The following is a 19,363-nucleotide window of genomic DNA, read 5'->3' on the forward strand; positions in this document are numbered from 1 at the left end:
TCAGCTCCCCTGACGCCGCAGGATCGGCGTCACCTTCTGCCCGGGATTGAGGAAGGCGCCGGCGGAGAGCACGACACGCTCGTTGCCGGTCAGCCCGGTCGCGATCGCGACCTTGTTGTTGTCGACCGGACCCAGCGTAACGTTGCGGCGCTGCGCCTTGTTGTTCCCATCGACGATGTAGACGTAATTGCCCTGATCGTCGCTCTGCAACGCCGATTGCGGCAGCTCGGGCGCGTTGCCGGCATTGGCGGTGATCGTGGTCGAGGCGAAGCCGCCGGGGCGGAGCGCGGGATTGTACGACAATGCAACGCGCGCGATACCCTGCCGCGTCTGCGGATCGATGATCGGCGACACCTGCCACACTTGCCCGGAGAACTGGCGCGTGTCGCCGACCGGAGTGACGGTCGCGGGCGAACCGACGTGGATCGCCTGCAGGTCGCCTTCGGACAATTGCGCGCGCATCTCCATCTCGCCGCCCTTGGCCATGCGGAACAGCACGCCCGAGCCCGAACTGACGATCTGGCCCGGCTCGACCCCGCGCGTCAGCACCAGCCCCTCCGCGGGCGCACGGATGTCGAGCCGCGCGTTGCGCGCGCGTTGTTCGGACAGTGCAGCACGCGACACCTTCAACCGGGCAGCAGCCGCGTCGCGCGTCGCGATCCGGCGCTGCACGTCGGCTTTCGAGATGAAGCCTCGGTCGACCAAGCTTTGCGCGCGCTCCAGCTCCGACTGCGCGAGCGTCAGGTCGGATTGCGCGACGCCGATCTGCGCGGCGAGGCTGGCCGCGGTCTGCGCCTGCACCGAGCGGTCAACCGTTGCGAGCACCTGCCCCGCCTTCACCCACTGTCCCGGTTCGACCAGAACACGCGACACCATGCCGCCCTCGCCCGCGACGCCGACCGGCATTTCGCGCCGCGCCGCGAGCGTGCCAGTTGCGCTGACAGTACGGTCGACCAGCTGATTGCCGGGCACGATCACGGTGACGTTGGGGCCGCCCGCATCGGCCGATTGAGCGGGAGGTGGTGCTGCCTTCTCATGCTTGAACACGAACCAGCCGCCGACGAGCGCGAGTGCTGCCAGCGCGGCGATGATCCAGCGCCGGCGCCGACGCGGCCGATCGTCGGTCAGCAACAGCCGTTCGCCTTCCAAAGTCCCCGGCTCGTACGTCATGCGCGCTTCTTGTCCCTCAACCCCGCGCTGTATTATCCAGCTACGTCACCGCGCGCAAGCCCGCGCATCATTCAGCTTGTGTTGGTTTCGGCGACTCTAGACGATCAAGCGTTAACGAACGGGAGGTCTTTTCATGCGATCAACTTCACACGCCGCCATGTGGCTCGCCGGAGCGGCGGCGCTCATGCTACCAACCGGCTCGATGGCACAAGCATATTCGGCGCAGGCGGCGCCGATCGACGGCACCGTGCTGGAGGTGAGCGCGACCGGTCGCGTGACGCGCACGCCCGATCAGGCGGTGATCCGCGCGGGCGTCGTGACACAGGCGCCGACCGCGGCCGCCGCGACGCAGGAGAATGCGTCGCGCATGGCGCAGGTGATCGCCAGCCTCAAATCCGCCGGCATCGCCCAGCGCGACCTGTCGACCAGCAACGTGTCGCTCCAGCCGCAATACCGCTACGCCGACAACCAGCCGCCGGTCGTAACCGGGTATCAGGCCATCAACAGCGTGTCGGTCAAGTTCCGCGACATTGCGCGCAGCGGCGCGGTGCTCGACGCGCTGGTAAAGGCAGGCGCTAACCAGATCGATGGACCGTCGCTGTCCTTGTCGCAGCCCGACGCTGCGCTCGACGCTGCCCGGACCGACGCGGTCGCACGCGCCAAGGCTCGTGCCGCGCTTTACGCGCAGGCGGCGGGTCTTCGGGTCGACAGCATCCTGTCGATCAACGAAGCGGGCGAGAATGACGGCGGCCAGCCCCAGCCCCCAGTGATGTTCCGCGCCCGCGCGATGGCGGCGGATAGTGGCCCGGCGACACAGGTGCTGCCAGGAGAAACCGAAGTGTCGGCGACGATCAACGTTCGCTTCGTGCTGAAATAAACGCGAAAAGGCCGCCCGATCGCTCGGGCGGCCGTTCTGCTTGTACCGTTCGGTGGTGCGATTAACGCACGCGACCGCGACGGAACAGGTTGACGATCGCGAGCAGGACGACGGCGCCCAGCAGCGAGATCAGGAACGAGTAAAGGTTGAGCGGCGCGTTGTTGATCGAGCCACCGGTGAAGATCAGGCCACCCAGGAACGCGCCAACGATGCCGACGACGATGTTCAGGAAGATGCCCTGCTGCGCGTCGGTGCGCATGATGATGCTGGCCAGCCAACCAATGACACCACCAACAATAAGCCAGATAATGAGGTTCATCGCAAACACTCCCCTTGGTTACTCGCCCAAGCCGGGCGCTGGGGGAAAGACGCTTGACAACAAATTATTGTTCCGCAGGCGAAACCTCGGCTCAGAATTTCTGCTGGCGTTCGTACAGCGACTTGTAATGCTGGATGCGGGTCACCCGAAGACCGGGCATGCCCGAGCGATCGATCGCGCGCTGCCAACCGGCGAATTCCTCCACGGTCAGGCCGTAGCGCGCGCACACGTCGTCGACCGACAACAGCCCGCCGTTGACTGCCGCAACGACCTCCGCCTTGCGCCGCACGACCCAGCGCGTCGTGTCCGCCGGCGGCAACGTGTCCAGCGTCAGCGGCTCGCCGAGCGGGCCGATGACTTTAGCGGGACGAATTTTCTGGTTCTCGATCATTCCTAAACCTCGGCTGGGGACTCGTGTCCCCGTTCCATCGTGCGGCCCTTGTAGGACGATGGCCTTGAACGGCGTTTAAAGCGGCGCGGTAAACAGGGTCTTCACGGCTTCGTCCTGTCTTCTGATATCCTGTTCACGCCTGGCCACCCCGTTACCGTCGTTTGTTACAATCCCGCTTAGGGCCGAGAAGCTGAAGGAGCGGTAAAGCACGCGCCCGGCTGCGGCGGCGAGTGGCGGGCGAGCGACGAACTGCCTATAACAAGGCCATGCAAGAACTCGCCGATTTCCAGTTGCCGCCGGGCGCGCGCCGCATCGTCGTCGCGATGTCGGGCGGGGTCGACAGCTCGGTCGTCGCCGCGCTCGCCGCGCGCACCGGGGTCGAGACGATCGGCGTCACATTGCAACTCTACGATCATGGTGAGGCGACGAAGCGCGCCGGCGCGTGCTGCGCGGGTCGTGACATCCGCGACGCGCGCGCGGTGTGCGACCGGCTGGGCATCGCGCATTACGTGTTCGACCACGAAACGAGCTTTCGCGAACAGGTGGTCGACCGCTTCGCCGACGAGTACCTCGCCGGGCGTACTCCGATCCCGTGCGTCCAGTGCAACATGGGGCCGAAGTTCACCGACCTGTTCGCGCTCGCCCGCGACCTCGGTGCCGACGCGCTCGCGACCGGACATTACGTCCGCCGCGTCGAAGGCGAGCACGGTGCCGAGCTGCACCGCGGTGCCGATCCGGCGCGCGACCAGAGCTATTTCCTGTTCGCCACCACAGCCGCGCAGCTCGATTTCCTGCGCTTTCCGCTCGGCAACCTGCCCAAGCCGCGCGTGCGCGAGATCGCAGCCGAACTGGAGCTGCTGGTTGCGGCCAAGCCCGACAGCCAGGATATCTGCTTCGTCCCCGACGGCGATTACGCCGGGCTGGTGAAGAAACTGCGTCCGCAAGCCGCGCAGGGCGGCGAGATCGTCGACCTGTCGGGACGCAAGCTAGGCGAGCATCGCGGCATCATCCACTACACCGTGGGGCAGCGCCGCGGGCTGGAGATCGGCGGTAGCCCCGAGCCGCTCTACGTCGTGCGTGTCGAGGCAGAAGCGCAGCGCGTCGTCGTTGGCCCCCGCCGTGCGCTGGCGGTCGCGGCGGCGCGGTTGGAGGACATGAACGTGCTCGGTCCGCTCAGCAGCGCGCTCACCGCGAAGGTGCGCTCGATGGCGAAGCCGGTGCCCGCGCGAATGCTGGGCGACCGGCTGGTGTTCGACGCGCCCGAATACGGCGTCGCGCCGGGGCAGGCGGCGGTGCTGTACGACGGCGACCGCGTGCTTGGCGGCGGCTGGATCGCCGAAACCGAGGCGGCGATGGCCGCGGCATAGCCGAACCGGCCGCACTCGCCTGGCCGGCCTACGCCAGTTCGTGCGCCCAGGCGTGGAGCAGCGTGTGCGCGATCGCGTAGGGCGGGGGCGCGAGAAATGCATCGCCGCTACCGTCCAGCGCCGACATCACCTCATCGCGGGTGACCCACTTCGCGTCTTCGAGCTCGTTCTCGTCGAGCGTGATCTCGGCACTCAGCGCCTGACCGACACAGGCGATCATCAGCTGCGAGGGGAACGGCCAAGGCTGGCTGGCGACGTAGCGCACGGCACCGATCTCGACCCCGGCTTCCTCCCCGATCTCGCGCCGAACGGCTTCCTCGATCGCCTCGCCGGGTTCGAGAAAGCCGGCGAGCGCGGAATAGCGCCCGGCGGGCCAGCTCGGCTGGCGACCGATCAGCGCGCGGCCATCATGCTCGGCGAGCATGATGACGACGGGGTCGGTGCGCGGGAAATGTTCGGCGTGGCAGTTCGGGCATTTGCGGCCCCAGCCGGCGCGGAAAAGCGCGGTCGGGGTACCGCAATTGGCGCAGAAGCGGTGCCGCGCATGCCAGTCGAGCAGCGAGCGCGCGGTGGCGAACGTCGCCGCCTCGCCGGGCTGGAGTTGGTCGAGCACGCCGAACAACGTCGGCGAACGGAACGGCGGTGGCGCGCCCTGCCCCGGCGGCAAGGCAGCGAAGCGCGGGCGGCCGTTGTCGAGCCCGAGCAGCACGAACTCGGCGTCGTCCGCCGCCTCGGTCAGCATCGTCCAGCCGAGCCGGCCGTCGTCGGTGACCTCGGGCTCCCAATTGTGCAGGACGAGCAATCGCGCCTGCCAGTTTCCCATCGCGGCAGCGAGCGCGGCATCGTCGTGGCGCAGCGCATCGGCGCGGTCGAGCGTACCGCCGGTGAAGCCGGGAGTGAGTTTACCGTCTACGCTCATTGTCACCGCCGCCCCTGCTGTTCGGCGCGTCGTTCGGCATCGCGTCGAAGTGCCTCACCGACCTGCTTGGCGAGATCGAGGCTGCCGGGCGGGAAGATGTTGGTCATCGCGGTACCGCGCGTCCGCTGCAACGGATTGACGAACGCGATCGTGTTGGCCGCACCGCTCCACGCATAGGTGCCGCGCGGTGCGCCACCGGGCGCGTCTTTCAGCTGCACGTACCCCCCCGCGCCGAATCCTGCGCCGGGCTGCGTACCGGGATTATAGCCGGTGAAGCTCACGCCCGCGGGCAGCAGGTTGGAGGTCGCGAGGCGTACCGTCTCAGGCTTCATCACCTCGACCCCGTCGAGCGTTCCACCGTCCTGGATCATGTGCAGGAAACGGTCATAATCGCGCGCCGACGACACCAGCCCCGCGCCGCCATAGGGAAAGCTGGGACGTTCGAGATAGGGCGAAGTCGAGGCCGGATCGAACGGCATCAGCCGCCCGGCGGCGGCGACATAGAGTGTGGCGAAGCGTGCGCGCTCGCCAGCGGGAACCTGCCACCCGGTCGAGGTCATGCGAAGCGGGGTGAGCAGCCGCGTCTGCACGAAGCGTTCGAACGACATGCCGCTCGCGCGCTCGATCACGGCGCCCATCACGTCGAGCCCGATTGAGTAGCTCCACTTCGTACCCGGCTGTGCGATCAGCGGCAGTTGCGCGGCGCGCTCGGCGAATGCCTGCAGGCTGGTGGGGCGGGTGCGACGCGCCTCGCGCTCGACCTCGGCATTGACCTGCGCGGGCACGACGCCCAGCCGCTCGGTCTCTTTCAGCAGCGGTCCCTTGGCGAGGATGTTGTAGCTCAGCCCCGCCGAATGGGTCAGCAGCATGCGGATGGTGATCGGACGTACCGCGGGCACCGTGTCGAGCGAGGTGTCGGGATTGGTCAGCACCCGCATCTTCGCGAATGCCGGAATGTATTTGGAGACGGGGTCGTCGAGCCTGATGCGTCCGTCCTGCACCAGCAGCATCGCAGCCATGCCAGTGATCGGCTTGGTCATCGAATAAACGCGCCACAAGCTGTCGGGGCCGGCGGCAGGGGCGCCAGCGTCGGTGGCGATCCGGCCGGCCGACAGGTAGAGCGTCGGACCGTCGCCGTGCCCGAAGGCGCCCGCGATGCCGGGCGCGCGACCGTCAGCGACGATACGGTCGAACAAGCCTTGCGTGTCGGGCAGGAAGATACGTCCGAGCGTTTCTCCGTTCGGCACCGGCATGCGCGGACGTGGCATGGCCGACTGGCGCGACGGAGCCGCCAGACGAGGGTTCGCCTGCGACGCCGCCTCGCGCGCCACCGTCATCCCGGCGACGAGCGCCAATGCCGCGCCGCTTGCGACCATTCCGGCACGGCGTCCACGTGACCAACGAACCAGCATCACCCTGCCTCCATCCCCATCGCCGCGCGCGCCGCCTTGGCGAAAACGGTCGGCAGACCGGCGTCGCCAAGCGATGCAATCGGCCACCACTCGCCGGCGGGCTCACCCGCGCCATGCGCCTCGCCCGTCACCAGCGCAAGATCGAGCGTGAAGTGAGTGAAGCCGTGGCTGGCGCCCGCGTTGAGCGCGCGCCAGTCGGTTTGGATGGGCGCGTTCGCAAGGCCGGGTTGCACCTCTTCCCAGGGCCCGGTCGGCAGCGCGCGCATACCGCCCAGCAGCCCCCTGTCGGGGCGACGGACGAGCAGCACCTCGCGGCCACTCACACCTTCGCGCGTCAGCCAGAATATCGTGCCGTAGCGGTGTGGACGCTCCGGCTTCGCTTTCTTGAACGGCAAACGCTCGGACTCGCCGCTCGCCTGAGCGGCGCAGTGCGCGCTCAATGGGCACAGGAGACATCGGGGACGGCGCACGGTGCAGACCGCCTGCCCGAGATCCATCATTGCCTGCGCGAAATCGCCGGCGCGCTGCTCGGGCGTGATGCGGTCGGTGGCGGCGCGGATCGCCGGGCGCGCGGCGGGCAGCGGCGTGGAAATCGCGAACAGTCGCGCGACCACGCGCTCGACATTGGCGTCGACCACCACCGCGCGCTCGCCGAACGCGATCGCGGCGACCGCAGCGGCGGTGTAAGCGCCGAAGCCGGGCAGCTGGCGCAGTGCATCCTCTGTCCGCGGCAGCGCCCCGCCATGCTCCGTCGCGATCACGCGTGCGGCGGCGAGCAGGTTGCGGGCGCGGGCATAATAACCGAGCCCGGCCCAGGCGGCCATCACCTCGGCCTCATCGGCGGCGGCAAGATCGGCGAAGGTCGGCCAGCGCTGCGTCCACGCGACAAATCGCGGGCGTACCGTGGCAACCGTCGTCTGCTGCAGCATCACCTCCGACAGCCAGACGCGATACGGATCGGGCGCCTCCCCGGGCTTCGCACGCCACGGCAGGTCGCGACGGTGGCGGTCGTACCAGTCGAGCAACGCGGGCGCGACGGCGCTCGGATCGGCGGGCTTGCTCAGCAACGGCGCGATCGAATCCTTGGCGTCCACGGGTCCGCTATGGCATGGGCGGGCGGATGAGCAAGCGCCCACGCGCCCCCCTGCCCCCGCCCGAGCGCCAGAACCGGTCACGCGCCGTGTCCGAATTGCTGCCCGCGATCGGCGGCGCGGCGTTTCGGCGCTTCGGCTTCGTGCAATCGGCGGTGGTGTCACGCTGGCCCGAGATCGTCGGCGAGCGGCTCGCGGCGGTCAGCTCACCCGAGTCGATCCGATTTCCGATGGGCAAGAAGCAGGACGGCACGCTGACGCTGACGTGCCGTGGCGCGCATGCGGTGATGATGCAGCACGTGATCCCGGAGATCACCGAGCGGGTGAACCGCTTCTTCGGCTATCAGGCGGTGGTGCGAATCACGATCCGGCAGGGCGAGATCACCAAGCGGGCGCCGCGCCGCGTGATGCCAGAACTCGCGCCTGCCCCCAGCGAGCTGGGCGCCAGTTTGAAGACGATCGCCGACCCCGAGTTGAAGGCGGTGTTGGAGGCGCTTGCTTCAGGCGTCGCCAACCGCCCGAGCCTGCCCCGGATCAAGTGAAAACGGTCGACATGAAGACGCTCTTGCCCCTGCTCGCCGCAACGATGCTCGCCACCGCGCCAGCCGGCGCGGCGCCGCGACCGTGGACCGCAGTGGCAGCACCGGTCGCGACCGGCAGCTATCTGATCGGCAATCCCAAGGCCAAGGTGCGGCTCGTCGAGATCCTGAGTTACACGTGCCCGCACTGCGCGCATTTCGCGGCCGAGTCGGAGCCGAGCATCAAGGCGATGGTGCGTTCGGGCTCGCTCGCGGTCGAGGTGCGCAACCAACTGCACGACAAGACCGACCTCGCCGCCGCGACACTGGCACGGTGCGCGGGACCGAAGGCCTTTCCGGCGGTGCATGCGGCATTCCTCGCCCGGCAGCAGGACTGGATCACCCGCGCGATCGATTGGGACGGCGCCAATGCCGCGCGGATCGCGACCTACCCGCAAACCGCGCAGCTGCGCGCGCTGGCGGACGGGGCCGGGCTGACGGCCATCGCGCGCGAGGCGGGCGTGTCCGCGGCGGCGATCGACGCGTGCTTCGCCAACGAGAATGCGATGAACGCTGCACTCAAGGTGTCGCAATCGACCGAGGTGGCGGCGGGCACGCCCGCGTTCATCCTGAACGGCAAACTGATCCAGACGGTGACCTGGGCGCAATTGCAGCCGATGTTGCGCGCGGCCGGCGCCCGAGGGACCAGCAAGTAAGAAAGCGGAGTTGATCATGAAGCGTATCGCACTTCTCGCCGGCGCGCTGGCGCTGATGACCGGCTGCGGCGGCAGCAACGACGCGCCGAGCGCACCCGCCGGCTCGGTCAAGGCAGCGGCCGCCCCTGCGGGGCAGGACTGGACGCAGACGGTGTCGCCGACGCCCGAGGGCGGCTACGTGATGGGCAATCCCAATGCCGCGATCAAGCTGGTCGAGTACGGCTCGCGCCTGTGCCCGACGTGCGGCGCGTTCGCCAACACGGGCATGCGCCCGCTGATCGAGAATTACGTTAAGCCGGGCAAGGTTTCGTACGAGTTCCGCGAATTTCTGGTCCACGGCGCACCCGACTTCCCGCCCGCGCTGCTGGGGCGCTGCGGCGGCGCGCAGCCGTTCTTCCCGTTGCTGGAGGAGATGTTCGCGGCGCAACCGACCGTGCTGCCGAAGATGGAGGATGCGGGCGCGTTCCAGCAGGCGCAGCAGGGCAAGGCGCCGGGGCAGATCTTCACCGCCTGGGCCGAGAAGCTGGGCTTCATCGACTTCGTCAAGCAGCGCGGCATTCCCGAGGCGCAGGCACGTGCGTGCCTGACCGACGAGAAGCAGATCGAGGCGCTGACGAAATACATGGACGCGGGCACCGAGAAGGGCGTGCAGGGAACGCCGACGTTCTTCCTGAACGGCAACAAGCTCGACAATGTCGTGACGTGGGACGGGGTCGAGGGCGCATTGAAGAACGCGGGCGCCTGACGCCTACCCCGCGCGCGTAGAAGGAGCATTCGCGCGTGCAGATCAAGCGGCTGCGGTTGACGGGGTTCAAGAGCTTCGTCGACCCGGCCGACCTGGTGATCGAGCCGGGGCTGACCGGCGTGGTCGGGCCGAACGGCTGCGGCAAGTCCAACCTGCTCGAGGCGCTGCGCTGGACGATGGGTGAGAACTCCGCCCGGTCGATGCGCGGCGCGGGCATGGAGGACGTGATCTTCGCCGGCACCGCGACGCGGCCGCCGCGCGATTTCGCTGAAGTATCGATCCTGCTGGAACAGGACGCGGGCGAGGAGACCGAAGTCGTCCGGCGGATCGAACGCGGCGCAGGCTCGGCTTACCGGATCGACGGTCGTGACGTACGCGCGAAGGACGTGCAGCTGCTGTTCGCCGATGCGGCGACAGGCGCGCACAGCCCAGCGCTGGTCAGCCAGAACCGAATTGGCGCCGTCATTGCCGCCAAGCCCGCCGACCGCCGCGCCATGCTGGAGGAAGCGGCGGGGATCGCTGGGCTCCACGTTCGCCGCCGTGACGCGGAGGCGCGGCTGCGCGCGACCGAAGCGAACCTCAAACGGCTCGACGCGGTGATTGCCGAGACCGACGCCCGCGCGAGTGCGCTCAGCCGACAGGCGCGGACCGCCGAACGCTATCGCGCACTATCAGAGGCGATCCGGGTGGCGGAGGCGCGAACCATCTTCGCGCAGTGGCGCGACGCCGATCGGGCCGCGATCGCGGCGCGCGACGAGGCGCGGGTGGCCGAGGCCGTGGCCACCACCGCGCAGGACGCGCAGGATACGGCAGCAGCGGCGCAGGACACCGCGATTGCGGTCGTGGCGGAAGCACGCGCCATCACGCTCGCCGCGCGCGATCGTGCGAGCGAGGCGGCGCAAAAACTTGCGGCCTTGCGGGGCGAGGCCGCGGCGGCCGAGCGGAGAGCTGCGGAGCTGGAACAGGCAGCTACGAGAAGCGCCCGCGACCGGGATCGCGAAGGGGCGCTCGCGAACGAGGCGGCAGCGGCGCTCGCGACACTCGGGACCGACACCAAGGCGCTCGAGCGCGCGGCCGCGGAGGCCGAGGCGGGACTGCCCGGACTGGAGGCGGCGCTGAGTGCGGCGGAGCGGCTGGGCCGCGATGCCGAAGTCGCGCTGGCACAGGCGCTCGCGGCTCAGGCGAGCGAGCAGGCGGAGGCGCGGATCGCGCAGGCGGCGCTCACGCAGGCGCAGGCACGGCTCACCCGTGCCGACCGCGAGCGCGCCGGGGCGGCCGAAGCGCTGAACGCGATTGCGCGCAGCGAACCGGCCGCGGCCGAGCGCGACGCGGCGATGAGCGCGCAAGCCATTGCGCGGACGGCTCAGGAAGAGGCGCGCGCCTCGTTGACCGCGGCAGAGGCGGCGGAACGTGCTGCCCTCGCCGAGCGTGACACGGCCGAACAGGCGCGTGCGTCGACGCATGCCGAACAGGCGGCGCTCGAGGCGGAGCAGGCGACGCTCGCGCGCGCGCTCAAGCGCGGCGGGCGCGAGCGGTTGCTCGATCGCGTTACGGTCGCGCCGGGGTACGAGCGCGCTCTGGCCGCAGCACTGGGCGACGATCTGGAAATCGGGCTCGGCGTGGGCGAGGCTGCCTATTGGACGGTTGCGGAACGGCGCGATGATGATCCCGTCGCACCCTCCGGTGGCGAACCGCTAAGCCTGCACGTCGAGGCACCAGCGGTGCTCGCGCGACGGCTGGCGCAGGTGTTCGTGGTCGCGGCAGACGACGGCGCGGCGCTCGCGGTCGGGCAGCGCATGGTGACGCGAGACGGCAAGATGCGGCGGTGGGATGGCCTGATCGTCACCGCCGGCGGCCTCGCCGCGGCCGAGCGGCTGGAGCGGCGGAACCGGCTGACACACATCGAAGCGGCGCTGCCGGCGGCGCGCGCTGCGGCGAGCGACGCGGCGGCGATGCTCCGCACGGTGAGCGAGGCGATCGCCGCGGCGCAGGGCGACGCGCGCGCGGCGCGGGGTGCGATCACGCGGGCGGAGGGGGACATGCGCGACGCGCAGGCTCGTCAGGTACGCGCGGAGACGATGCTCGAGCGAATCGAGGGGCAACGGGCCGACGCCGCAGCGCGCGAGCGCCGCGCGGCGCGCGACCGCGACGAAGCGGCCGCCGATGTGGCGCGCGCCGAGCTGGCGGTCGCAGGACTCCCCGATTCGAGCGCGACCGCCAGCGCGATCGCCGCGCTGCAACGCGACGATGCGACGCGGCGACAGGCGGTCGACGTCGCGCGCGGGGCGAGGCAGGCGGGCGAGCGGCAGGCGGCGGTGCTGCGCGAACGGCTCGCGGGCATGCTGGGCGATGCCAAGAGCTGGCGCGCACGCGCGGGCGACGCGGCGCGGCGGATTGCCGAGATGGCGAAGCGCGAGCGCGAGATCGCGCGCGAGCTCGCCGCCATTGCGCCGAAGTTGCCAGACCTTGCCCGTGCCGTCGCGCAGGCGGTTGAGAAACATGACGGGACCCGGGCCGAGGTGACGCGCGCCAGCGCGGACGAGCAGGTCCAAGAGCGGGCGCTGCGCGATGCGGAGAGCGGGGTGCGACAGGCGGGCGAGACGCTGTCGGTCGCGCGCGAGCGACGCGCGGGTGCTGCCGCGCGCGCCGATCATCATGAACTGCGCCGTGTCGATTTGGGGCGGCGCGCGGGCGAGCGTTTCGAATGCCCCGCGCCCGTGCTCCCCGAGCGAATCGGCTTCGCGCCCGCTGAAGTCGGATCGCCAGAAGTCGAGGCGACCGCGTTCGAGCGACTGACGCGCGAGCGCGAGCGGATCGGCCCGGTCAATCTGGTCGCACAACAGGAACTGGCCGAGCTGGAAGCGTCGGGTGCGGGCAACGCCGCCGAGCGCGCCGAACTGGGTCAGGCGGTCAACCGCCTGCGCGGGTCGATCGGCACGCTCAACCGCGAGGGGCGCGAGCGGCTGCTCGCCGCGTTCGAGGCGGTCGACGGGCATTTCCGCCGGCTGTTCGCGACGTTGTTCGATGCCGGCGACGGCGTCGGCGGCCAGGCGCATCTCGAGCTGATCGACTCGGACGATCCGCTCGAGGCAGGGCTCGAGATCATGGCGCAGCCGCCGGGCAAGCGGCTGCAATCGCTGACGCTCTTGTCAGGAGGCGAGCAGGCGCTGACCGCGGTGGCGCTGATCTTCGGACTGTTCCTGACCAACCCGGCACCGATCTGCGTGCTCGACGAGGTCGATGCGCCGCTCGACGACGCCAACATCGACCGCTTCTGCGCGCTGCTGGAACGGATGACGCGCGAGACGCGGACGCGCTATCTGGTCGTCACGCACAATGCGGTGACGATGAGCCGCATGCACCGCCTGTTCGGCGTTACGATGATCGAGCGCGGGGTCAGCCGGCTTGTATCGGTCGACCTGGGGAGTGCGGAGCGGCTGCTCGCGGCGGAGTAACGCGGCTGATCCACGCGGGCGCTGGGTCGCGTACCGCCGCCCAGATGATCCACAGGACGGCGACGCCGCGGACGGCAACAGCGGTGGCGACGTCGACTTGGCTGGCGGAGGGCCACGCGCCCTCCAGCCCGGCGAAGAGCCAGAATTCGGCGAAATAGGCGAGCAGATCGCCGAGCAGGAACAGTGCGAGCGGTCGCGCGCGCGTGCCGGTCAGGACCAAGAGCGGCCACAGCCACAGGTCGAACTGCGGCGACCATACCTTGTTGGTGAGCAGGAACCACGCGAGCACGGGCGTGAACAGGACCCAGAGCTGGCGACGGTGGCGACGCCAGCCCGCGAGCACGATTCCGATGGCGCCGACGAAAAAGGCGATCAGCGCCAGTCGGTTTCGCGCCGGAATGTCGGTCGGGTACCAGTTGAAGGTATTGGCAAGCTCCCACACGCTGGCCGCGGTGCCGCTGCGCTGATTGGAAAAGGCGTAGAACTCGCTCCAGTTGATGAAGGCGGTCGCCGCGACCGGCAGGTTGACCGCGCCCCACGCCGCGAGCGCGACGAGAACGAGCAGGGCGGCGCGTGCCACGTTGCTGCCGAGCGTGCCGCCCCGCCGGCACAGCGCGCCCAGCCCGAGCAGCGGCAGCAGCAGCAGCGGAAACAGCTTCGCCGCGCCGCCGAGCGCGGCAAGCGCGGTGGCGCGCACGTCATCGCCGCGCCGCGCCGCCAGCATCGCCGCAATTGCGAGGCTGCCTGCGAGCAGATCCCAATTGTGCGCCAGATACAGCACCAGCGGCGGCGCGAGTGCCCAGGCATATTGGCGCAACCGGCCGACACCGGCGCGGCGCATCAGGTGGAGGATCAGATAGGCGAAGGCGGTGTTGCCGAGCCACACGGCGGTCAGAAAGTCGGCCGCGTCGGGGCGCCCGAGCCCCAGCACGCGCGCGACCAATCCCTCGACCCAGATCAGCGCGCCGGTGAGCACGGGATATTCCATCCGCGCCTGAAAATACGGCACCTGCCCCGCCGCGACCCCGCGCAGTCCCCAGAACGGCACCGCGTCGCTGTAGCAGCCGGTGGTATATTGCTCGGCGCCGAGCCAATAGGCCCCGCAGTGGAGCTTAAACGCGAGCCCCGCGAGACAGGTGAGCGCGAGCGCCCAATAGGGCGCTTCATCGCCGAGCCGGGCGGTCCATCGATCGATCGTATCGCGCATCGCGCCACGTCTTGGCCGAGCACGCGACGGCCGGCAAGCGACGGCACAAGCTCGACATTTCGGTCACGCGAACATATATCGAACGCATGGCGCAGCTCGATGTCAAACAGAAGCTGGCGATCCTCGCCGATGCGGCGAAGTATGACGCGTCATGCGCCTCGTCGGGCACGTCGAAGCGCGACAGTCGCGATGGCAAGGGCCTGGGTTCGACCGAGGGGATGGGCATTTGCCACGCCTACGCGCCCGATGGTCGCTGTATCTCGCTGCTCAAGATTTTGCTGACCAACAGCTGCATCTTTGACTGTCATTACTGCATCAATCGCAAGAGTTCGAACGTGCGGCGCGCGCGCTTCACCGCGCAAGAGGTCGTGAACCTCACCCTATCCTTCTACCGCCGCAATTATATCGAGGGGCTGTTCCTGTCGTCGGGAATCATCTCTTCGCCCGATTACACGATGGAGCAGATCGTCGAGGTCGCGCGCAGCTTGCGCGAGGATCATCATTTCCGCGGTTACATCCACCTCAAGACCATCCCCGACGCCGACCCGGAGCTGGTGCATCAGGCCGGGCTCTACGCCGATCGCGTGTCAATCAACGTCGAGCTGCCGACCTCGTCGGGGCTGAAGCGGCTCGCGCCCGAGAAGGACGAGGCGCGGATCGAAGGCGCGATGCGCGGGGTCAAGGCGTCGATCGCGGACCTGACCGACGCGAAGGCCAAGTACAAGTCGGCGCCGCGCTTCGCGCCCGCTGGCCAGTCGACGCAGATGATCGTCGGCGCGGACGCGGCGACCGACGGCGATATCGTCGGCAAGGCATCGCAATTGTACGATCGCTTCAACCTGCGGCGCGTCTATTACTCGGCGTTCAGCCCGATCCCGGACGCGAGTGCGGTGCTGCCGCTGCAGCGTCCGCCGCTGATGCGCGAGCATCGGCTGTACCAGTCCGACTGGCTGATGCGCTTCTACGAGTTCCAGCCGCACGAGGTCGTCGCCGCGACCGACGCCGCCACGGGCATGCTGCCGCTCGACATCGATCCCAAGCTCGCCTGGGCATTGAAGTTTCGCGAGCACTTCCCCGTCGACGTGAACCGTGCGCCGCGTGAGGCACTGCTGCGCGTGCCGGGGCTGGGCACGAAGGCGGTGAAGAACATCTTGGCTTCACGGCGCTGGCGACGGCTGCGGCTCGACGATGTCGCGCGGCTGACCGTCTCGATCGCCAAGATCAGGCCGTTCATCGTCACCGACGATTGGCACCCGGTGTCGCTGACCGATCGTGCCGAGTTGAAGCCGCTGGTCGCGCCCAAGAAGCAGCAGTTGGAGCTGTTCGCGGCCTGATCGGTCAGCCGAGCGGGCGGGTCATCAGGTAATTGTGGATCGGCACGCCGATCACCGCGCCGTCGCTGTCGACCGCCACCAGCGTCCGCCGGCCATCGGCGGCGCGCGCGACGAAGCGGTCGGGATCGGGTTCGTCGGGTGCCCAGGCGGTAACTTGCGCCTGTGTATACCGGCGGGTGCCAAGCGCGTGCACCGCGAGGAAGTAGATACGCGCCATCGCGGGTGCGTCGCCGGTACGATAATCGCGGATCGTTACTGCGCGCGGGTCGGTCATCCAGCCTGACTAAAGCGCCGCCGCGGCGCGTGTCACCGCCCGTCGAGCGCCGATCCGCAACCGGCGCGGGCGGTTGCGGGTTGTGCGAGGGCATGCGCGTGGTCACTCTTCCCCTGCCCGACGATTTCGACGCCTGGCGCGACGCGGCGCGCGGGCTGGTCGCCGACGGCGTTCCGCCCGATGAAGTGGTGTGGCAGGTCGGCGACGTGCCCGGCGACCTGTTCGCCGCCGCCGGCGGGGACGCGCCTGCGCCGCGCCACGATTCGACGGCCCCCGCGCTCAAGGTGTCACGCGCATTCCTCGACCTCGCGCGCAGTGCGGTACTGCATCATGACCCGGAGCGGTTCGCTCTGCTCTACACCGCGCTTTACCGCCTGCGCCGCGAACCCAAGCTGGTGGAGGATCAGGCCGACCCGCTGGTCAGGCGGCTCGACGGTCTCGCCAAGCACGTGCGGCGCGACATCCACAAGATGCGGGCGTTCCTGCGCTTCCGCGAAGTGGATGAGGTCGGCGCCGCGCGCTTCGTCGCGTGGTGGGAGCCCGACCATCATATCGTGCGCGCCAACGCCGCTTTCTTCGTCAACCGTTTCGCCAGCATGCGCTGGTCGATCCTGACACCCGAAGTCTCGCTCCACTGGGACGGGGCGGCGCTGTCGCAAGGACCGGGCGCGCAGCGCGGCGACGCGCCCGACGGCGACCCGATCGAGGACGTGTGGAAGACCTATTACGCCAGCATCTTCAATCCCGCGCGCGTCAAGGTTGGCGCGATGTTGAAGGAGATGCCGCGCAAATATTGGAAGAACATGCCGGAAACAGCACTCGTCCCCGAGCTGCTGGCGACCGCGCAGGCACGGGAGAGTGGCATGATCGCGCAGGCACGCAGCAGCATCGGCGGCAATGCGCAAGCGGCGTGGGAGGCGCTGCGCGAGGAAGCGATGAGCTGCACGCGCTGCCACCTGTATCGCCACGCGACGCAGACGGTGTTCGGCGAGGGGCCGGTCTCGGCTTCGATGATGTTCGTCGGCGAGCAGCCGGGCGATCAGGAGGATCTGGCCGGGCACCCCTTCGTCGGTCCGGCGGGTCAGGTATTCAACCGCGCACTCGCCGAGGCCGGAATCACGCGCGATGAAACCTACGTCACCAATGCGGTGAAGCATTTCAAGTTCGAGCCGCGCGGCAAGCGGCGCATTCACGCGAAGCCCGACGCGGGCGAGATCACCGCGTGCCGCTGGTGGATCGAGCAGGAGCAAATGCTGCTGCGCCCCAAGGTGACGGTCGCGCTTGGGGCGACTGCGGCGCGCAGCCTGTTCGGCAAGGCAATGACGATCGGGCGCGAGCGCGGCCGCGCGCTGACGCTACCTGGCGAGGGCGGCGGCACCGCGTGGATCACGGTGCACCCGAGCTACCTGCTGCGCCTGCCCGACGAGGCGGCGCGCGAAAGTGAATACGCCAAGTTCGTCGAGGACCTGAGAGCCGCGCACGCACTCATTGCCTAAGCGGCGCGCCGGTGTCCGGCCGCACGCCGCGCCATCGTCACTGGACCCGAGATCAGAAGTTCGTCGGGTCCGGGCCCATGCGGCCGTTGGCCTCATCCATCGCGTCGATCGCCGCAACGTCGTCGGCTGACAGCGTAACCTCCTGCGCCGCGAAATTGCTGGCGAGGCGGTCGACGTTGCCGGTCTTCGGGATGACCGAGTAGCCTTTCGCCAGGTGCCACGCGATGATAACCTGCGCCGGGGTCGCGCCGATGCGATCCGCGATGCCGACGATCCGCTCGTCCCTGAGCGTCTCACCCTGGCCGAGCGGGCTCCAGCTCTGCGTCACGATTCCGTGGTCGGCGTTGTAGGCGGCGCAGTCGCGCTGCTGAAAGGTCGGGTGAAGCTCGATCTGGTTGACCGCGGGGGTGACGCCGGTCGCTTCGATAATGCGGTCGAGGTGTTCGGGCATGAAGTTCGACACGCCGATCGAGCGCGCCTTGCCGGCATCGCGGAGCTTGATCAGCGACTGCCACGCGTCGACGTAATCGTCCACCGCCGGGACAGGCCAGTGAATCAGGTAGAGATCGACCGCGTCGCGGCCGAGCAGTGCCAGGCTCTCGTCGAGTGCGGCGGCGGCGTCGGTGTGACGATCGTTCCACAATTTGGTCGTCAGGAATGCGTCGTCGTTCCGCATCCCCTCACCCACGCCGCGCTCATTATGGTAGATCGCGGCGGTATCGACGAGGCGGAAACCCACGCCGAGCCCGGCGCGGACGATCGTCGCGACCTGCGCGTCGGGGATCTGGTAGGTGCCGAGGCCGAGCTGCGGCATCGTGCGGCCGTCGTTCAAGGTGAGGTTGGTCATGCCGTGACGAACCGTTGCTGGACGGCCCGGTTCCGAGAGGGGGCTTTCGAAAGCAGCTTCCTTTTGGCCGGCGTTTCGCGCAAGCGCGCGATCATGGTCGAGAAGATCCTGGCAACGCTCGCGGCATTCGCCATCGCCGTCATCTCCGGCATGGGCTATTTCGGCATCGTGCTGCTGATGGCGATCGAGAGCGCGTGCATTCCGCTGCCGTCCGAAATCATCATGCCGTTCGCCGGCTATCTGGTGTCGACCGGGCGGTTCGAGCTGTTCGCCGCCGCGACCGCGGGCGCGATCGGGTGCAACCTGGGGTCGATCGTCGCGTACGAGATCGGCAAGCGCGGTGGCCGCCCGCTGGCGGAAAAATTCGGGCGCTACGTGCTGATCGGCCCGGGCGAACTCGACCTCGCTGATCGGTTCTTCAACAAATGGGGCGGGTTCGCGATCCTGATCGGGCGGATGCTGCCCGTCATCCGTACCTTTATCGCCTTCCCCGCGGGCGTCGCGCGGATGAAGCTGATCCCGTTCCACGTCTACACGTTCGTCGGGTCATGGCCATTCTGCCTGCTGCTCGCCTGGATCGGCATGAAGCTGGGCGACCAGTGGAACAGCGATCCGCGGTTGAAGGCGTTCTTCCACCGCGCGGACGCGGTGATCGGCGTGGTGCTGGTCGCGCTGATCGCTTTCTACATCTGGCACCGCGTGCGGGGCGTGAAGAAGCACGGCTGATCGAGCGCTGATATCAGCGCCCGCGTTTACGGCAGGTCGGGCGTTTCGGCCTTCTTCATCGCCTGACGCTCGCGCTTCCACGCCGACAGGTCCTGCACGTTACACCCGGTAGCGCCCGCCGCGCCGACCGCGGAGCAGGTGCCGACGCCCACGTTGCCGACGGTGCGATTGGCCTGTTCCTTGACCGCCCAGCTCGCATTCTCGGGCGTCACCTCGAAGTTGCGGAGTTCCTTGGGGATACGGAACTGCTCCTCGGCGGAGCGGCGGACGCAGACGACGATTTCCTCGTTGTTGGCGTTGGTCGGGCAGCGCTCGTTGCCATAGAGGACGAGCACGCCGTTGACGGGTGCGCTCTTCGACACGCCTTCCGCTGCGGTCACCTTGGCGATGCGCGGCGTCGTCGGCGCGGGCGGGCCGGAGCCTTGCGCCATCGCAGTGTTTGCCGCGAGGATCAGCGGCAGGGCAATCAGGACACGCATCGAACCTTCCTCAACCATGC

General features: G+C 68.9%; 19 protein-coding genes. 9 read left to right on the plus strand and 10 right to left on the minus strand.

All coding sequences use genetic code 11. From position 1 onward, the window contains the following. Positions 1 to 1,170 carry an efflux RND transporter periplasmic adaptor subunit gene (locus BMW51_RS13165; RefSeq protein WP_177171677.1) on the minus strand — a complete coding sequence of 390 codons (1,170 nt, stop codon included), beginning with the start codon at positions 1,168 to 1,170 and terminating at the stop codon, positions 1 to 3. Between the two features lie 133 nt (positions 1,171 to 1,303). Here BMW51_RS13165 and BMW51_RS13170 point away from each other — a divergent pair, with 133 nt between their 5' ends. Further along, a complete protein-coding gene (locus BMW51_RS13170) occupies positions 1,304 to 2,047 on the plus strand; it encodes an SIMPL domain-containing protein (RefSeq protein WP_425440996.1) in 744 nt (247 codons plus the stop codon). Between the two features lie 61 nt (positions 2,048 to 2,108). Here the strand turns inward: BMW51_RS13170 and BMW51_RS13175 are convergent, their stop codons facing one another. Both BMW51_RS13175 and sciP read right to left on the minus strand, forming a co-directional pair. After that, positions 2,109 to 2,366 carry a GlsB/YeaQ/YmgE family stress response membrane protein gene (locus BMW51_RS13175; protein WP_093007303.1) on the minus strand — a complete coding sequence of 86 codons (258 nt, stop codon included), beginning with the start codon at positions 2,364 to 2,366 and terminating at the stop codon, positions 2,109 to 2,111. Positions 2,367 to 2,457: 91 nt separating this feature from the next. After that, positions 2,458 to 2,757 carry a CtrA inhibitor SciP gene (sciP, locus tag BMW51_RS13180; protein ID WP_019516291.1) on the minus strand — a complete coding sequence of 100 codons (300 nt, stop codon included), beginning with the start codon at positions 2,755 to 2,757 and terminating at the stop codon, positions 2,458 to 2,460. 266 nt (positions 2,758 to 3,023) lie between these two features. Here sciP and mnmA point away from each other — a divergent pair, with 266 nt between their 5' ends. Next, the gene (mnmA, locus tag BMW51_RS13185) at positions 3,024 to 4,124 is read left to right on the plus strand and encodes a tRNA 2-thiouridine(34) synthase MnmA (RefSeq protein WP_093007178.1); all 1,101 of its coding nucleotides are present in this window, start codon (positions 3,024 to 3,026) and stop codon (positions 4,122 to 4,124) included. Between the two features lie 28 nt (positions 4,125 to 4,152). Here mnmA and nudC read toward each other — a convergent pair whose 3' ends face one another. From nudC to BMW51_RS13200, 3 genes are read right to left on the minus strand one after another with little or no spacing between them, the layout of a single operon-like run. Continuing rightward, complete coding sequence (gene nudC / locus BMW51_RS13190; protein ID WP_093007180.1) at positions 4,153 to 5,043, minus strand: NAD(+) diphosphatase; 891 nt, start codon at positions 5,041 to 5,043, stop codon at positions 4,153 to 4,155. Positions 5,044 to 5,045: 2 nt separating this feature from the next. Continuing rightward, a complete protein-coding gene (locus BMW51_RS13195; RefSeq protein ID WP_245708510.1) occupies positions 5,046 to 6,455 on the minus strand; it encodes a serine hydrolase domain-containing protein in 1,410 nt (469 codons plus the stop codon). Further along, positions 6,455 to 7,549, minus strand: a complete 1,095-nt coding sequence (locus tag BMW51_RS13200; RefSeq protein ID WP_177171678.1) for an A/G-specific adenine glycosylase — start codon at positions 7,547 to 7,549, stop codon at positions 6,455 to 6,457. The genes BMW51_RS13195 and BMW51_RS13200 overlap by 1 nt, the downstream gene beginning before the upstream one ends. 26 nt (positions 7,550 to 7,575) lie before the next feature. Between BMW51_RS13200 and BMW51_RS13205 the strand changes: the two genes are divergently transcribed. Genes BMW51_RS13205 through smc form a run of 4 tightly spaced genes read left to right on the plus strand, consistent with a single transcriptional unit; the run spans position 7,576 to position 12,980 of the window. Then, complete coding sequence (locus tag BMW51_RS13205) at positions 7,576 to 8,088, plus strand: DUF721 domain-containing protein (protein WP_245708518.1); 513 nt, start codon at positions 7,576 to 7,578, stop codon at positions 8,086 to 8,088. Positions 8,089 to 8,099: 11 nt separating this feature from the next. Then, complete coding sequence (locus tag BMW51_RS13210) at positions 8,100 to 8,780, plus strand: thioredoxin domain-containing protein (protein WP_143051865.1); 681 nt, start codon at positions 8,100 to 8,102, stop codon at positions 8,778 to 8,780. Positions 8,781 to 8,796: 16 nt separating this feature from the next. Then, positions 8,797 to 9,525 carry a thioredoxin domain-containing protein gene (locus tag BMW51_RS13215; protein ID WP_093007188.1) on the plus strand — a complete coding sequence of 243 codons (729 nt, stop codon included), beginning with the start codon at positions 8,797 to 8,799 and terminating at the stop codon, positions 9,523 to 9,525. Between the two features lie 35 nt (positions 9,526 to 9,560). Then, positions 9,561 to 12,980, plus strand: coding sequence for a chromosome segregation protein SMC (smc, locus tag BMW51_RS13220; protein WP_093007190.1), 3,420 nt, complete (start codon positions 9,561 to 9,563; stop codon positions 12,978 to 12,980). Here smc and BMW51_RS13225 read toward each other — a convergent pair. Further along, positions 12,922 to 14,187, minus strand: a complete 1,266-nt coding sequence (locus BMW51_RS13225; protein WP_093007192.1) for a hypothetical protein — start codon at positions 14,185 to 14,187, stop codon at positions 12,922 to 12,924. The two genes, smc and BMW51_RS13225, sit on opposite strands and share 59 nt — an antisense overlap. 86 nt (positions 14,188 to 14,273) lie before the next feature. Between BMW51_RS13225 and BMW51_RS13230 the strand changes: the two genes are divergently transcribed. Beyond that, positions 14,274 to 15,521, plus strand: a complete 1,248-nt coding sequence (locus BMW51_RS13230; RefSeq protein WP_093007307.1) for a putative DNA modification/repair radical SAM protein — start codon at positions 14,274 to 14,276, stop codon at positions 15,519 to 15,521. 4 nt (positions 15,522 to 15,525) lie between these two features. On the opposite strand, the gene BMW51_RS13235 is transcribed toward BMW51_RS13230, so the two are convergent. Next, entirely contained in the window at positions 15,526 to 15,795 is a 270-nt protein-coding gene (locus BMW51_RS13235) for a GNAT family N-acetyltransferase (RefSeq protein WP_093007194.1), read from the minus strand. A 92-nt stretch (positions 15,796 to 15,887) separates the two neighbouring features. Between BMW51_RS13235 and BMW51_RS13240 the strand changes: the two genes are divergently transcribed. Next, positions 15,888 to 17,291 (plus strand): UdgX family uracil-DNA binding protein, encoded by a 1,404-nt coding sequence (locus BMW51_RS13240; protein WP_093007196.1) that lies wholly within the window; start codon positions 15,888 to 15,890, stop codon positions 17,289 to 17,291. 52 nt (positions 17,292 to 17,343) lie between these two features. Here the strand turns inward: BMW51_RS13240 and BMW51_RS13245 are convergent, their stop codons facing one another. Then, the gene (locus tag BMW51_RS13245) at positions 17,344 to 18,138 is read right to left on the minus strand and encodes an aldo/keto reductase (RefSeq protein WP_093007198.1); all 795 of its coding nucleotides are present in this window, start codon (positions 18,136 to 18,138) and stop codon (positions 17,344 to 17,346) included. Between the two features lie 93 nt (positions 18,139 to 18,231). On the opposite strand from BMW51_RS13245, the gene BMW51_RS13250 reads away from it, so the two are divergent. Next, complete coding sequence (locus tag BMW51_RS13250) at positions 18,232 to 18,864, plus strand: DedA family protein (RefSeq protein WP_093007309.1); 633 nt, start codon at positions 18,232 to 18,234, stop codon at positions 18,862 to 18,864. A gap of 26 nt (positions 18,865 to 18,890) precedes the next feature. Here BMW51_RS13250 and BMW51_RS13255 read toward each other — a convergent pair whose 3' ends face one another. Further along, positions 18,891 to 19,343: a hypothetical protein gene (locus BMW51_RS13255; RefSeq protein WP_093007311.1), complete on the minus strand. Its 453-nt coding sequence runs from the start codon at positions 19,341 to 19,343 to the stop codon at positions 18,891 to 18,893. Between the last annotated feature and the right edge of the window lie 20 nt (positions 19,344 to 19,363).

The organism is Sphingomonas palmae (genome assembly GCF_900109565.1).
GTDB classification, from domain to species: Bacteria; Pseudomonadota; Alphaproteobacteria; order Sphingomonadales; family Sphingomonadaceae; genus Sphingomonas; species Sphingomonas palmae.

What these genes read in the sequence shown, in the direction of transcription:
- BMW51_RS13165 (WP_177171677.1), bottom strand. Translation starts at nt 1,170, where the DNA reads ATGACGTACGAGCCGGGGACTTTGGAAGGCGAACGGCTGTTGCTGACC.
- BMW51_RS13170 (WP_425440996.1), top strand. Translation starts at nt 1,304, where the DNA reads ATGCGATCAACTTCACACGCCGCCATGTGGCTCGCCGGAGCGGCGGCG.
- BMW51_RS13175 (WP_093007303.1), bottom strand. Translation starts at nt 2,366, where the DNA reads ATGAACCTCATTATCTGGCTTATTGTTGGTGGTGTCATTGGTTGGCTG.
- sciP (WP_019516291.1), bottom strand. Translation starts at nt 2,757, where the DNA reads ATGATCGAGAACCAGAAAATTCGTCCCGCTAAAGTCATCGGCCCGCTC.
- mnmA (WP_093007178.1), top strand. Translation starts at nt 3,024, where the DNA reads ATGCAAGAACTCGCCGATTTCCAGTTGCCGCCGGGCGCGCGCCGCATC.
- nudC (WP_093007180.1), bottom strand. Translation starts at nt 5,043, where the DNA reads ATGAGCGTAGACGGTAAACTCACTCCCGGCTTCACCGGCGGTACGCTC.
- BMW51_RS13195 (WP_245708510.1), bottom strand. Translation starts at nt 6,455, where the DNA reads ATGCTGGTTCGTTGGTCACGTGGACGCCGTGCCGGAATGGTCGCAAGC.
- BMW51_RS13205 (WP_245708518.1), top strand. Translation starts at nt 7,576, where the DNA reads ATGAGCAAGCGCCCACGCGCCCCCCTGCCCCCGCCCGAGCGCCAGAAC.
- BMW51_RS13210 (WP_143051865.1), top strand. Translation starts at nt 8,100, where the DNA reads ATGAAGACGCTCTTGCCCCTGCTCGCCGCAACGATGCTCGCCACCGCG.
- BMW51_RS13215 (WP_093007188.1), top strand. Translation starts at nt 8,797, where the DNA reads ATGAAGCGTATCGCACTTCTCGCCGGCGCGCTGGCGCTGATGACCGGC.
- BMW51_RS13225 (WP_093007192.1), bottom strand. Translation starts at nt 14,187, where the DNA reads ATGCGCGATACGATCGATCGATGGACCGCCCGGCTCGGCGATGAAGCG.
- BMW51_RS13230 (WP_093007307.1), top strand. Translation starts at nt 14,274, where the DNA reads ATGGCGCAGCTCGATGTCAAACAGAAGCTGGCGATCCTCGCCGATGCG.
- BMW51_RS13235 (WP_093007194.1), bottom strand. Translation starts at nt 15,795, where the DNA reads ATGACCGACCCGCGCGCAGTAACGATCCGCGATTATCGTACCGGCGAC.
- BMW51_RS13240 (WP_093007196.1), top strand. Translation starts at nt 15,888, where the DNA reads ATGCGCGTGGTCACTCTTCCCCTGCCCGACGATTTCGACGCCTGGCGC.
- BMW51_RS13245 (WP_093007198.1), bottom strand. Translation starts at nt 18,138, where the DNA reads ATGACCAACCTCACCTTGAACGACGGCCGCACGATGCCGCAGCTCGGC.
- BMW51_RS13250 (WP_093007309.1), top strand. Translation starts at nt 18,232, where the DNA reads ATGGTCGAGAAGATCCTGGCAACGCTCGCGGCATTCGCCATCGCCGTC.
- BMW51_RS13255 (WP_093007311.1), bottom strand. Translation starts at nt 19,343, where the DNA reads ATGCGTGTCCTGATTGCCCTGCCGCTGATCCTCGCGGCAAACACTGCG.